General features: G+C 75.7%; 11 protein-coding genes. 7 read left to right on the forward strand and 4 right to left on the reverse strand.

Features of this window, described 5'->3' with window-relative positions; genetic code table 11:
• Positions 1 to 20: 20 nt before the first annotated feature.
• On the forward strand, positions 21 to 455 hold the full coding sequence (gene msrB / locus FB458_RS18300; protein WP_141849763.1) for a peptide-methionine (R)-S-oxide reductase MsrB: 435 nt from the start codon (positions 21 to 23) through the stop codon (positions 453 to 455).
• A 75-nt stretch (positions 456 to 530) separates the two neighbouring features.
• Here the strand turns inward: msrB and hemQ are convergent, their stop codons facing one another.
• Positions 531 to 1,238: a hydrogen peroxide-dependent heme synthase gene (hemQ, locus tag FB458_RS18305; RefSeq protein WP_141849764.1), complete on the reverse strand. Its 708-nt coding sequence runs from the start codon at positions 1,236 to 1,238 to the stop codon at positions 531 to 533.
• Positions 1,239 to 1,261: 23 nt separating this feature from the next.
• Positions 1,262 to 2,710 carry a protoporphyrinogen oxidase gene (hemG, locus tag FB458_RS18310; RefSeq protein WP_141849765.1) on the reverse strand — a complete coding sequence of 483 codons (1,449 nt, stop codon included), beginning with the start codon at positions 2,708 to 2,710 and terminating at the stop codon, positions 1,262 to 1,264.
• A 151-nt stretch (positions 2,711 to 2,861) separates the two neighbouring features.
• Between hemG and FB458_RS18315 the strand changes: the two genes are divergently transcribed.
• Together FB458_RS18315 and FB458_RS18320 are read left to right on the forward strand one after the other, a co-directional pair.
• Positions 2,862 to 3,965 carry a DUF4349 domain-containing protein gene (locus FB458_RS18315; protein WP_170185737.1) on the forward strand — a complete coding sequence of 368 codons (1,104 nt, stop codon included), beginning with the start codon at positions 2,862 to 2,864 and terminating at the stop codon, positions 3,963 to 3,965.
• On the forward strand, positions 3,962 to 5,218 hold the full coding sequence (locus tag FB458_RS18320) for a cytochrome P450 family protein (protein WP_141849767.1): 1,257 nt from the start codon (positions 3,962 to 3,964) through the stop codon (positions 5,216 to 5,218). The genes FB458_RS18315 and FB458_RS18320 overlap by 4 nt, the downstream gene beginning before the upstream one ends.
• 87 nt (positions 5,219 to 5,305) lie before the next feature.
• On the opposite strand, the gene hemE is transcribed toward FB458_RS18320, so the two are convergent.
• Both hemE and FB458_RS18330 read right to left on the reverse strand, forming a co-directional pair.
• Positions 5,306 to 6,385 carry a uroporphyrinogen decarboxylase gene (gene hemE / locus FB458_RS18325; RefSeq protein ID WP_425460858.1) on the reverse strand — a complete coding sequence of 360 codons (1,080 nt, stop codon included), beginning with the start codon at positions 6,383 to 6,385 and terminating at the stop codon, positions 5,306 to 5,308.
• A 47-nt stretch (positions 6,386 to 6,432) separates the two neighbouring features.
• Positions 6,433 to 7,278, reverse strand: coding sequence for a DMT family transporter (locus tag FB458_RS18330; protein ID WP_141849768.1), 846 nt, complete (start codon positions 7,276 to 7,278; stop codon positions 6,433 to 6,435).
• 60 nt (positions 7,279 to 7,338) lie between these two features.
• Between FB458_RS18330 and FB458_RS18335 the strand changes: the two genes are divergently transcribed.
• The 4 genes from FB458_RS18335 to FB458_RS18350 all read left to right on the forward strand — a co-directional run bounded on the left by FB458_RS18335 (position 7,339) and on the right by FB458_RS18350 (position 12,904).
• On the forward strand, positions 7,339 to 7,959 hold the full coding sequence (locus FB458_RS18335; protein WP_141849769.1) for a DUF3000 domain-containing protein: 621 nt from the start codon (positions 7,339 to 7,341) through the stop codon (positions 7,957 to 7,959).
• A 114-nt stretch (positions 7,960 to 8,073) separates the two neighbouring features.
• On the forward strand, positions 8,074 to 9,351 hold the full coding sequence (locus FB458_RS18340; protein ID WP_141849770.1) for an HRDC domain-containing protein: 1,278 nt from the start codon (positions 8,074 to 8,076) through the stop codon (positions 9,349 to 9,351).
• A 165-nt stretch (positions 9,352 to 9,516) separates the two neighbouring features.
• A complete protein-coding gene (locus FB458_RS18345; protein ID WP_141849771.1) occupies positions 9,517 to 10,764 on the forward strand; it encodes a thiolase family protein in 1,248 nt (415 codons plus the stop codon).
• Between the two features lies 1 nt (position 10,765).
• A complete protein-coding gene (locus FB458_RS18350; protein ID WP_141849772.1) occupies positions 10,766 to 12,904 on the forward strand; it encodes a 3-hydroxyacyl-CoA dehydrogenase NAD-binding domain-containing protein in 2,139 nt (712 codons plus the stop codon).
• Positions 12,905 to 12,933: the final 29 nt, after the last annotated feature.

Raw genomic sequence — 12,933 nt, forward strand, 5'->3', positions numbered from 1 at the left:
CCCTCACCGGCAGGAGCACCATGAGCAGCACCCCCCAGACCGAGACCGGGAAGACCTACGAGGTCGCCAAGACCGACGAGCAGTGGCGCGCCGAGCTGTCGCCGGCCGAGTACCAGGTCCTGCGCCAGGCCGGCACCGAGCGGCCCTACGTCGGCGAGTACACCGACACCAAGACCGAGGGCGTCTACTCGTGCCGCGCCTGCGGCGCCGAGCTGTTCCGCAGCGAGACGAAGTTCGACTCGCACTGCGGCTGGCCCTCGTTCTACGCCCCGCTCGCCGAGGACCGCGTCGAGTACATCGAGGACCGCACCATGGGCATGAAGCGCGTCGAGGTCCGGTGCGGCACCTGCGGCAGCCACCTCGGTCACGTCTTCGAGGGCGAGGGCTACGGCACGCCGACCGACCAGCGCTACTGCATCAACTCGATCAGCCTGAGGCTCGAGCCGAAGGCCTGAGCGCGCCGGCAGCCGGGACGACGACGGCGCCCCACCCGAGCGGGTGGGGCGCCGTCGTGCGTGACGGGTGGCGGGTCAGCGCAGGGCGGCGACGAGGTCCGCGATCTCGACCCGGGGGCCGGTGTAGAACGGGACCTCCTCGCGGACGTGGTTGCGCGCCTGCGAGGCGCGCAGGTCGCGCATGAGGTCGACGATGCGGTGCAGCTCGTCGGCCTCGAAGGCCAGCACCCACTCGTAGTCGCCGAGGGCGAACGCGGCGACGGTGTTGGCGCGCACGTCCGGGTAGCCGCGCGCCATCTGCCCGTGCTCGACGAGCATGTCGCGCCGCTGCGCGTCGTCGAGCAGGTACCAGTCGTAGGAGCGCACGAACGGGTAGACGCAGACGTACTTGCGGGCCTCCTCGTCGGCGAGGAACGCCGGCACGTGGCTCTTGTTGAACTCCGCCGGCCGGTGCAGCGCCGCGACCGACCACACCGGGTCCAGCAGGGCGCCGAGCTCGGTGCGCAGCAGCCGGTGGTACGCCGCCTGCAGCTGCTCGATCGTCTCGGCGTGCCACCAGACCATGACGTCGGCGTCGGCGCGCAGCCCCGCGACGTCGTAGAGACCGCGGACGACGACGTCCTCGGCGGCCAGCTCGTCGACCAGCGCGGTGAGCTCGGCGGTCATCGCGTCGCGGTCGGCGTCGCCGACCGGCTCGGCCACGGCGAAGACCGACCACATCGCGTAGCGGATCGTGTCGTTGATCTCCCGCATCCGGGCGGGGGTCGGGCGGCTGCTGCTCATGACCCCATGATCCCTCCCGGGGGTCACCCACCCGCAGGTGGGTGGGCGCGCAGGTGCTCGAGCACCCGGGCGGCGGCCGCCCGACCGGTGGCGACCACGGCGGGCACCCCGACGCCGTCGTACGACGCCCCGGCGACCGCGAGACCCGGGTGGGCCGCGACGGCGTCGCGGACGCGGGCGACCCGGTCGAGGTGACCGACGGCGTACTGCGGCAGCCCGCCGCCCCAGCGCTGCACGTGCGCCCCGACCGGGGCGGGGACGCGGCCGCGCAGGATCGTCGACAGGTCGTCGACGACCGTGGCCACGAGGTCCGCGTCGTCGCGCTGGAGGGCGGCCTCCTCGCCCGCCCGGCCGACCGACGCGCGCAGCACGACGAGCTCGGGGTCGAGCGCGTCGACCCAGGCCCACTTGGCGAAGGTGAAGGTGGCCGCCTTGACCCGGACCGGCTCGGTCGGCGGGACGAGGAAGCCGGTGCTGCCGGCGACGCCGGCGCCCTCGAGGACGGGGGCGAGGACGCGGCGCGGGACGGCGAGGGTGACGACGGCCATCGACGCCGTCCCGATCTCCCCGAGCGCGGCGGCGGCGTCGGGGGCGACGTCGTGCAGCAGGCGGGCGGCCGGGGCGGCCGGGACGGCGAGGACGACGGCGTCGGCGTCGGCCTCCTCCTCGGCCACGGTCGGCCCGACCGTCAGGGCCCAGCCGGTGCCCGTACGACGCAGGCCCCGCACCGTCGTGCCGGTGCGGACGTCGACGCCGCGCTCGCGCAGCGCCTGCGTGAGGTCGGCGGCCATCCGCCCCAGCCCGCCGCGGTAGCCGGCGAAGACCGGGGAGGGGTGGCCGCCCGCGGTCGCGGTGGCCCCGGCGGCGGCGCGGGCGGCCGCGTCGAGCAGCGGCTCACCCGCGCGGGCGGCGGCCCACAGCGCCGGGACGGTGGCGCGGGCCGACAGGCGCCGGGCGTGCCCGGCGTAGACGCCGGCGAGCAGCGGCTCGACGAGCCGGTCGACGACGGCGGCCCCGAGCCGGTCCTCGACGAGGGCGCCCACCGCGACGTCGTCGGCCTCGAGGGGCGCCAGGGGTCGGGAGCGCTCGGCGCGGACCCGCTCGACCTCGGCGTCGTCGAGCAGGCCGCGGGCGGTGTCCGGGTCGGACGGGACGCCCATGAGGGTGCGCGGCGGCAGCGGGTGGTGGGCGCCGCGCGACCACACCGTCGCAGCGCGGCCCCCCGGGTGGGTGAGCGCGTCACCGAGGCCGGCCTCGCGGGCCAGGTCGACCGCCTCGGGGCGGCGCGCGAGGACCGACTCCGCGCCGACGTCGACGGCGAGGCCGGCGACCGTGCCGGTGCGCAGCTTCCCGCCGGTGTCCGGGGCGGCCTCGAGGACGGTGACGCGCAGGCCGGGCTCCCCCGCCGCGACGAGGTCCCAGGCGGTGGCCAGCCCGGCCATCCCGGCTCCGACGACGACCACGTGAGGCATGCCGTCAGCGTCGCAGACGCCGCCGGCACCCGGGTCGGCGGGACACCGTGACCGAACCGTGACGCCGCGGGAGGCCCTGCGGCGCAACGGTCGTCGGGACCCAGCGTGTCCCCCGGGGAGAAGCACCACCCGAGCCGCCCTGGAGGTCGTCGTGAGCCCGTCCGTCCCGTCCCCGTCACCGTCCTCGTCCCCGTCACCGTCCTCGTCCCCGTCGCGGCGTCGGCGTCGGCGCGCTGCGGCGCTCGTCCCGGCCGCGCTCGTCGTCGTCCTCGCCGCCGGTCTGGCCGGCTGCTCGGGAGGCAGCAGCGGCAGCAGCGGTGGGGCCGCCGGGGTCGCCGAGCAGGGACCCGGCACCGCGCTCGAGGCCGACGGCACCGCCGCGTCCGGGGGCGTCGCGCCGGCCGGCGCCGCGCCGGCCCAGGGGGCCGCCGCCGGTAACTCGGACGCGGCGAGTGCGCGCAGCGGCGCCGCGGTGTCGGCGCCGCGGCTCGTGCGGGTGGCCACGCTGCGCCTCGAGGTCGGCGACGTCACCCGCAGCGCCGTCCAGGTGCGCGCCGTCGCGCAGGGCGCGGGCGGGTCGGTCACCCGGGAGGATCTCAGCAGCTCCGTGGGCGACGCGAAGAGCAGCACGAGCACCAGCACCAGCACGAGCACCACCGGGTCGATGACCGTCCAGGTGCCGCAGGACCGGCTCGACGCCGTCGTCGACCAGCTGGCCGAGCTCGGCACGGTGCTGCAGCGCACGACGTCGTCGCAGGACGTCACGTCGACGTACGTCGACACGGCCTCCCGGGTCGCGACCATGCAGGCCTCCGTGGCCCGGCTGCGCACGCTCCTCGCGCAGGCCAAGGACCTCGGCCAGGTCGTGGCCCTCGAGGACGAGCTGACCAAGCGCGAGGCCGACCTCGAGTCCACCCAGGCCCAGCTCGCCGACCTGCAGGGGCGCACGACGATGGCCACCGTCAGCCTCGCCCTCAGCACCCCGGCCTCCACGGCGTCGCCGACGCCGGCCGGCTCCCCCGGGTTCCTCGACGGCCTGCGCGGCGGGTGGCACGCCTTCGTCACGGCGGTCGTCTGGCTGCTCACGGCGCTCGGCGCCGTCCTGCCGTTCCTCGCCCTCGGCGCCGCGGTGGTCCTGCCGGTGGTGGCCTGGCGGCGACGTCGTACGGCCGCGGTCGAGGCTCCCCGCGCCCTCGAGGCCCCCGAGGCGCCCGCCGCGCCGGAGGAGGAGAAGGCGCCTACCGTGGCGTCGTGAGCAGCGCCGCCCCCACCCTCCCCGCCTCCTCGAGCGAGCCTCTGCGCCTCGGCGACGCGTTCGTCCAGGACCCGCACAGCGTCTACGCGCGGCTGCGCGACGAGGCGCCGGTGCAGCGGGTCGCGCTGCCGAGCGGGCTCGAGGCGTGGCTGGTGACGCGGTACGACGACGTGCGCGCCGGCCTCGCGGACCCGCGGCTGGCCAAGGACTTCCGCCGGCTGCGCGCCGCCGCCGGCATCCGCCCGGGGACCGGTCGGCCGCTGGCGCAGGACTCGCTGTCGAGCCACATGCTCTCCGCCGACCCGCCCGACCACCGGCGGCTGCGGACGCTGGTCAACCAGGCCTTCACCCCGCGGACCGTCGAGCGGCTGCGGCCGCGCGTCGAGCAGATCGCTGCCGGCCTGCTCGACGCGCTGCCCGGCCACGCCGACGAGGACGGCGTCGTCGACCTGCTCGAGCACTACGCGCTGCCGCTGCCGATCACCGTCATCTGCGAGCTGCTCGGCGTCCCCGAGGCGGACCGCGACGACGTGCGCCGGTGGTCCGACGACCTGCTCAGCCCCGAGGACGTCGAGGCGGTGCCGCAGTCGGCGGGCGAGTTCGCGGCCTACCTGGGCGCGCTCGTCGCCACCAAGCGGTCGGACCCGGGTGACGACCTGCTCTCGGGGCTGGCCACCGCGACGCTGGGCGGGTCGGGCGACGGCGACGACCGGCTGAGCGAGGACGAGCAGGTGGGGATGGCCTTCCTGCTCGTCGTCGCCGGGCACGAGACCACGGTGAACCTCGTCGGGACGGGAGCCCTCGCGCTGCTGCGCCGGCCCGAGCTGGCCGAGCGGGTGCGCGCCGACGAGGCGTCGCGCGGGGCCGTCGTCGAGGAGCTGCTGCGCCACGACGGGCCGGTCAACGGGGCGACGCTGCGGTTCACCACCGAGGAGGTCGAGATCGCCGGGGTCCGCCTGCCCGCGGGCGAGATCGTCCTGCTCTCGCTGGGGTCGGCGGACTGCGACCCGCGTCGCTTCGCCGACCCGGCGAAGGTCGACCTCGAGCGCGGCGGCGCCGGGCACCTCGCCTTCGGTCACGGCATCCACTTCTGCCTCGGCGCGCCGCTGGCCCGCCTCGAGGGCGTCGTCGCCCTCGGCCGGCTCCTCGAGCGCTACCCCGGGATCACGCTCGCCGCCGGGCCGGACGACCTGCGCTGGCGGCGCAGCGTCCTGCTGCGCGGGCTGCGCGAGCTCCCGGTCCGCCTGGGCTGAGCCAAGCGCCGCGAATCGGATTCGGTGGACTTGGCTCGGGTCGTGACCCGAGCCGAGCGGGCCGAATCCGATTCGGGTGGACGACCCTCAGCGCGTCGAGAGCTCGTGGACGAGCTCGACGACGCGGGTGAGGACGTCGGGGTCGGTGTCGGGCAGCACGCCGTGGCCGAGGTTGACGATGTGCCCACGGGCGTCGGCGCCCTCGTCGAGGATCTCGCGCACCCGCTGCTCGACCACCGGCCACGGAGCGAAGAGCAGGGCCGGGTCGAGGTTGCCCTGGACCGAGTAGCCGGGACCGAGGCGCCGTACGGCGTCGCGCAGCGAGACCCGGAAGTCGACGCCCACGACGTCGGCGCCCGCCGCGCCCATCGAGCCCAGCAGCTCGCCGGTGCCGACGCCGAAGTGGATCCGCGGGACGCCGAGGTCGGCGACGGCGGCGAGCGCGGTGGCCGAGTGCGGCTGCACGAAGCGCTCGTAGTCGGCCCGCGACAGCACCCCCGCCCACGAGTCGAAGAGCTGGACGACGCTCGCGCCGGCCTGCGCCTGCACCCGCAGGAACGCGCCGGAGATCTGCGCCAGCCGGGCGCACAGGTCGGACCACAGCCGCGGGTCGCCGTGCATGAGCGCCTTGGTGTGCTCGTGGTTGCGCGAGGGGCCGCCCTCGACGAGGTACGACGCCAGCGTGAACGGCGCACCGGCGAAGCCGATGAGCGGGGTCGCACCGAGCTCGGCGACGAGCAGCCGCACCGACTCGGTGATGTCGGGGACGTGCTCGGGCGTCAGCTCGGGCAGGCGGTCGAGGTCGGCGCGTGTGCGGAACGGCTGCGCGACGACCGGCCCCGTCCCCGGCACGATGTCGAGGTCGACGCCGACCGCGGCGAGCGGGACGACGATGTCGCTGAAGAAGATCGCCGCGTCGACGCCGTGCCGGCGCACCGGCTGCAGGGTGATCTCGGTGACCAGCTCGGGGCGGCGGCACGACTCGAGCATCGCGACCCCGGCGCGCAGCGCGCGGTACTCGGGCAGGCTGCGGCCGGCCTGGCGCATGAACCACACCGGCGCCCGACGGACCGGTCGGCCGAGGGCGGCACGGACGAGGTCGCTGTCGCGGGGGTCCGCGTCGTCGTCGGTCGTCTGCTCCATCACGCGCTCGGTCACACGCTCCATCGTTCCACGGCGCCGGTCGTGCCACGGACGGTCGTGCCACGGGACGGTCACGCCACGGAGAGCGCGGCGACCCCGGCGAGCGACACGACGACGCCGACGACCTGGATCCGCTGCAACCGCTCGTGCAGGAGCACCCGGGCCAGCAGGGTCGTCACGACCGGGTAGAGCGAGGCGAGGACCGCGACGACGCTGACCATCCCCAGCCCGGACGCCGTCGCGAAGAGCGCGTTGGCGCCGAGGTCGCCGAGCCCGATCGGCAGCAGCCAGCGCAGGTCGCCCGCGCGCGTGCCGCCGACCGTGCCCAGCCGCAGCGCGAGGACGACGTACAGCGTCGTGCTGGTCAGCCGCATCCCCCACAGCGTCGCGACCGTCGACACGTGCGAGCCGCGCGCGACGAGGAAGAGGACGGTGCCGAAGCCCACCGCGGCGACGACGGCCAGCAGCACCGGCCGCGCGCTCACTCCACCGCGCAGCTCGGGGCCGGAGGCGAGGATCGTGCCGAGGACCGCGATCGCCATCCCGGCCCACGCCAGGGTCGTCGGCTGGTCGCCGGTGAGGACGCCGAGCAGGACGGGGACGGCGGCGCCGGTCGCCGCGATCGGGGCGACGACCCCCATGGTCCCCGCGGAGAGGCCGGCGTAGAACGCCGCGAGGGCGACCGAACCGGTCGCGCCCGCGGCGACGGCGTACGGCGCCCACTCGGCCCACCGGTCGAACGGCACCGGGTGACCCAGCGCGGCCACGACGAGCAAGGTCACCGTCATGGCGACGAGCCCGACGACCTGCGAGGCGCCGACGACCGCGGCGGCCGGCAGCCGCCGGGACAGCAGCCCGCCGAGGAAGTCGCTCGTCCCCCAGGTCAGCGAGCAGAGCAGGGCGAGCACGGCCGACACGGGCGCCACGCTACCGGCGAGATCCGGGCCCGCGGCCCCGGGCCGCCGTACCGTGGGCTCGTGCGTGGACGAACCCTCCCGGGTGACCAGTCGCCCGACTTCGCGCGGGCCGTGGCCGCCCTGCGCGACGCGCGGCTGCGGCCCGAGGTCCGGGTGACCGAGGTGCCCGCGCCTCAGCGCATCGCGCCGTACGCCGTCGCGCTGACCGCCGAGGTCGTCGGCGCGGCCGGCGACGAGGACGAGCTGGCCTCGGGCCGCTTCGTCCTGCTGCACGACCCGAGCGCCCCGGCGCCGTGGGAGGGCGAGTGGCGCGTGGTCACCTTCGTGCGCGCCGAGCTCGAGCCCGAGCTGGCCGGCGACCCGATGCTGGGGCAGGTCGGCTGGTCGTGGCTCGTCGACGCGCTCGAGCAGCGCGGGGTCGACTACGCGAACGAGGCGGGCACCGTGACGCGGGTCGTCTCCGAGAGCTTCGCCGGGCTGGCCGACCGCGAGCCGAGCGTCGAGATGGAGGTGCGGGCGTCGTGGACGCCCGAGATCGGCCCGGCCCTGGGCGGGCTCGGCGGCGCCCGGCCGGACGAGCTCGGCGCCCACCTGCTCGCCTGGTCCGACCTGCTGTGCACCGTGGCCGGGCTGCCGCCCCTGCCCGAGGGCGTCACGGCCCTGCCGGGCCAACGGCGCTGAGCGTCCGTCGCCGTACGGCGACGCGGTTCGCTCACCGGCAGCGGCGACACGGCGGGGGGCGACACGGCGGGGGCGACGCTGCGGGGCACGGCGTTGTCACCTAGGGTCGGCTCCGTGAGCGACGACACGGCCCAGCGGCCGGCGTCGCCGGACGACGGGACGACCACCGCCGCCGCGGTCGACGCCGACGAGGCGCCCGAGCGCGTCCTCACCCCCCTGCTCGAGCCGGCCGACGGCGTCCCCGAGGTGGTCGCCGACGAGCGGCGGCTGCTCGAGGCGGCCGCCGCCATCGCCGGTGGCACCGGGCCGGTGGCCGTCGACGCCGAGCGCGCCTCGGGCCACCGCTACGGCCAGCGCGCCTACCTGGTCCAGCTGCGCCGGGAGGGTTCCGGCACCTGGCTGCTCGACCCCGTCGCGTGCCCCGACCTGTCCCCCGTCGACGAGGCCATCGGCGACACGGAGTGGGTGCTGCACGCGGCCACGCAGGACCTGCCGTGCCTGGCCGAGGTCGGGCTGCACCCCCGGGCCCTGTTCGACACCGAGCTGGGCGCGCGGCTCGTGGGCCTGCCCCGGGTCGGGCTCGGCGCGGCCGTCGAGCACTACCTCGGTCTGTCGCTCGCCAAGGAGCACTCCGCCGTCGACTGGTCGCGCCGGCCGCTGCCCGAGCCGTGGCTGCGGTACGCCGCCCTCGACGTCGAGGTCCTCGTCGCGCTGCGCGACGCCGTCGACGCCGACCTGCGCGAGCAGGGCAAGCAGGAGTGGGCCCGCCAGGAGTTCGAGGCGCTGCTGGCCTTCACCGGTCCGCCGGTGCGCCAGGACCCGTGGCGCCGGACCTCGGGCATGCACAAGGTGCGCAAGCGCCGCGGGCTCGCCGTCGTCCGCGAGCTGTGGCTGGCCCGCGACCGCCTCGCCCGGCAGCGCGACACCTCCCCCGGTCGGGTGCTGTCCGACGCGGCCCTCGTCGAGCTCGCCCTGGCCACCCCGCACACCCCCGCCGACCTCGAGGCCCGCGAGCTGCGGGTCGCCCGGCGCAACCCGCGGCCCTGGCTCGAGGCCGTCCGCCGGGCCGAGGCGATCCCCGAGCGCGAGCTGCCGCCCCTGGCGCTGCCCGCCACCGGCCCCCCGCCGCAGCGTGCGTGGGCCGACCGCGACCCCGTCGCCGCGGCGCGGCTGGCGCAGGCCCGCGAGGAGCTGGCCGCGTTCGCCGAGGAGCACCGCGTGCCGGTGGAGAACCTGCTCACCCCCGAGACGCTGCGCCGGGTGCTGTGGCAGCCGCCGCAGGACACGTCGGTCGAGGGGGTCGGCACCGCGCTCGGCGCCTACGGCGCCCGCCCGTGGCAGGTCGAGATCGCCGCGCCCGTCGTCGCGACGGCGATCGCCGAGAACTCCTGACGCGACCCGCTCCACGACCCACGTCGTGCCCCTCTCCTCGCCCTCTCCGCGACGCTCCCCGGAGGGTGTGGTGGGCCTCACCACCGGCCGCGTCGGGTCGTTGGTTACCGGCCAGTAGCATCGGGGCACCACGTTGTCCCCGAGCTGTCCACGACAGGAGCCCCCATGCCCCGCACCCTGCGCGAGGTCGTCTTCGTCGAGGGCGTCCGCACGCCCTTCGGCAGGGCCGGCGAGAAGGGCATCTACGCCCAGACGCGCGCCGACGACCTCGTCATCAAGTGCATCCGCGAGCTGCTGCGGCGCCACCCCGAGCTGCCGAAGGAGCGGGTCGAGGAGGTCGCCGTCGCCGCGACGACGCAGATCGGCGACCAGGGCCTGACCCTCGGCCGCACCGCCGCGCTGCTGGCAGGACTGCCGAACACCACCCCCGGTTACTCGGTCGACCGGATGTGCGCCGGCGCGATGACCGCCGTGACGACGACGGCCGGCGCCATCGCCTTCGGCGCGTACGACGTCGCCATCGCCGCCGGGGTCGAGCACATGGGCCGCCACCCGATGGGCGAGGGCGTCGACCCCAACCCGCGCTTCGTCGCCGAGCGGGTCGTCGACGACTCCGCGCTCGTCATGGGCTCGACCGCGGAGAACCTGCACGACCGCTTCCCCCAGCTAACCAAGGACCGCGCCGACGCCTTCGCCGTCGGCTCGCAGCGCAAGCTCGCGCAGGCCTACGAGGACGGCGACATCCAGCCAGGTCTGGTGCCCGTCGCCACGCGTCACGAGGAGCTGGGCTGGGACCTGGCCACCGTCGACGAGCCGCCGCGGCCGGGCACGACGGTGGAGGACCTCGCCGCGCTCAAGACGCCGTTCCGCCCGCACGGCCGGGTCACCGCCGGCAACAGCGCCGGCCTCAACGACGGCGCCACCGCGTGCCTGCTCGCCAGCGAGGAGGCGGCCGCCGAGCTCGGCCTGCCCGTGCGGATGCGGCTGGTGTCCTACTCGTTCGTCGGCGTCGAGCCCGAGGTCATGGGGGTCGGTCCGGTGCCCGCCACCGAGAAGGCGCTGAAGCAGGCCGGCCTCACCATCGACGACCTCGGGCTCTTCGAGCTCAACGAGGCGTTCGCCGTGCAGGTCCTGGCCTTCCTCGACCACTTCGGCCTCGCCGACGACGACCCGCGGGTCAACCGGTACGGCGGCGCCATCGCCACCGGCCACCCGCTCGCCTCCTCCGGGGTGCGGCTGATGACCCAGCTCGCGCGGCAGTTCGAGCAGCACCCCGAGGTGCGCTACGGGCTGACGGCGATGTGCATCGGCATCGGGATGGGTGGCGCGGTGATCTGGGAGAACCCGCACCACGCCGACTACGTCAGCAGCGTCGCCACCCCCGGTGTCGCTGGCCAGGAAGAGGTTGCCTGAGATGACGACGACGCTCGAGACCCCTCTCCGGGCCACCGCCGCCTTCCCCGAGGAGGTCGTCACGCAGTCCCACGTGCGCGACGTGACGCTGCCCGGCGGGGCCGGGACGATGGCCCTGCTGACCCTCGACAACGGGTTCGACCACACCAAGCCCACGACCTTCGGGCCGGCCGGGATCGCCGGGCTGGAAGCCGCCGTGCGCCGCCTGCACGCGCGCGCCGAGGCCGGGGAGATCCAGGCCGTCGGGATCACCGGCAAGCCGTTCGTCTTCGCCGTCGGCGCCGACCTCAAGGCCGTCGCCGGCGCGACCTCGCGCGACCAGGCCCTCGATGTCGCCCGCGCCGGCCACCGCGCCTTCGCCGCGTTCATGGACCTGCCCGTGCCGACCTTCGCCTTCGTCAACGGGGCCGCGATGGGTGGCGGGGTCGAGATCGCCCTGGCCTGCGACCACCGCACCATCTCCTCGGGCGTCCCCGCCGTGGCGCTGCCCGAGACCTTCCTCGGTCTCGTCCCCGGCTGGGGCGGCTGCTACCTGCTGCCGCGGCTGGTCGGACCGCAGGCCGCGCTCACCGTCATCGTCGAGAACCCGATGAACACCAACCGGGTGCTCAAGGGGCCGCAGGCCGCCGCGCTCGGGATGGCCGACGCGGTGTTCGAGCCCGCCGACTTCCTCGAGGAGTCGCTGGCCTGGGCCGCGCGGGTGGTGACCGGGCAGGTCGCCGTACCCCGGCCGAACCGGACCACAGACGAGGCCGAGTGGGACGCGGCGCTGAAGAAGGCGAAGGGGCTGGTCCTGAGCAAGACCGGTGGCGCGTCCCCCGCGCCGCTGCGGGCCCTCGAGCTCGTCCGCGCCGCGCGCACCGCCACCCGCGAGGAGGCGTTCGCCGCCGAGGACGAGGCGCTGGCCGACCTCGTCATGGGCGACGAGCTGCGGGCCGGGCTCTACGCGTTCGACCTCGTCCAGCGTCGAGCCAAGCGTCCCGCCGGCGCCCCGGACAAGGCCCTGGCCCGCAAGGTCGGCAAGGTCGGCGTCGTCGGCGCCGGGCTCATGGCCAGCCAGCTGGCGCTGCTCTTCGTCCAGCGGCTCAAGGTGCCCGTCGTCCTCACCGACCTGGACCAGGAGCGCGTCGACAAGGGCGTCGCCTGGGTGCACGGCGAGCTGCGCACGCAGGCCGAGAAGGGGCGGCTCTCCCCCGACGGGTTGAACCGGCTCACCGCGCTCGTCACCGGGTCGACGAGCAAGGACGGCTTCGCCGACGCCGACGTCGTCATCGAGGCGGTGTTCGAGGAGATGTCGGTCAAGAAGACGGTCTTCGCGCAGGTCGAGGAGGTCGTCTCCGACGAGTGCGTCCTCATGACCAACACCTCGTCGCTGTCGGTCACGCAGATGGCGGCCGACCTGCGTCACCCGGAGCGGGTGGTCGGCTTCCACTTCTTCAACCCCGTAGCGGTCATGCCGCTCGTCGAGATCGTCACCGGCGAGGCCACGGGTGAGGTCGCCCTGGCGACCGCCTTCGCCACGGGCAAGGCCCTGAAGAAGACCTGCATCCTCGTCAAGGACAGCCCGTCGTTCATCGTCAACCGGCTGCTCGGTCGGTGGATGGGCGAGGTCGCCAAGGTGGTCGACGAGGGCACGCCGCTCGAGGTCGCCGACTCCGCCTTCGCCGGGCTCGCACCGATGCCGCCGTTCCACCTGCTCGGGCTCGTCGGGCCGGCGATCGCGTTGCACAACAACGAGACCCTGGCCGCGGCGTTCCCCGACCGGTTCTACGTCTCCCCCGGCCTGCAGCGGATCGTCGAGGCGGGCAAGGGCAGCATCTACCGGTACGACGGCGGTGCCCCGCAGGTCGACGAGGAGGTCCGGGCCCTCATGCCGGCCCCGACCGAGCCGGTCGTGCTCGGTGTCGAGGAGATCCGCGAGCGGGTGCTGTCGGTCATCGCCGACGAGGCCCGGCGGATGCTCGACGAGGGCGTCGTCCGCGAGCCGATGGACCTCGACCTCGCGATGATCACCGGCGCCGGCTTCCAGTTCTGGAACGGCGGGATCCTGCCGCTGCTCGACCGCACCGGGGTGAGCGAGAAGGTCACCGGGCGTCGGTTCCTGCCCGCCGGGGTCGCGAGCGTCCCGACGCCGGCCTGACCGACGTCTTCTTGCGCCGGATGTGCCCG

It is taken from the genome of Lapillicoccus jejuensis (assembly GCF_006715055.1).
GTDB classification, from domain to species: domain Bacteria; phylum Actinomycetota; class Actinomycetes; order Actinomycetales; family Dermatophilaceae; genus Lapillicoccus; species Lapillicoccus jejuensis.

Bases quoted from the DNA above. Each gene is read 5' to 3' on its own strand.
- msrB (WP_141849763.1), top strand. From the start codon at position 21: ATGAGCAGCACCCCCCAGACCGAGACCGGGAAGACCTACGAGGTCGCC.
- hemQ (WP_141849764.1), bottom strand. From the start codon at position 1,238: ATGAGCAGCAGCCGCCCGACCCCCGCCCGGATGCGGGAGATCAACGAC.
- hemG (WP_141849765.1), bottom strand. From the start codon at position 2,710: ATGCCTCACGTGGTCGTCGTCGGAGCCGGGATGGCCGGGCTGGCCACC.
- hemE (WP_425460858.1), bottom strand. From the start codon at position 6,385: ATGGAGCGTGTGACCGAGCGCGTGATGGAGCAGACGACCGACGACGAC.
- FB458_RS18345 (WP_141849771.1), top strand. From the start codon at position 9,517: ATGCCCCGCACCCTGCGCGAGGTCGTCTTCGTCGAGGGCGTCCGCACG.
- FB458_RS18350 (WP_141849772.1), top strand. From the start codon at position 10,766: ATGACGACGACGCTCGAGACCCCTCTCCGGGCCACCGCCGCCTTCCCC.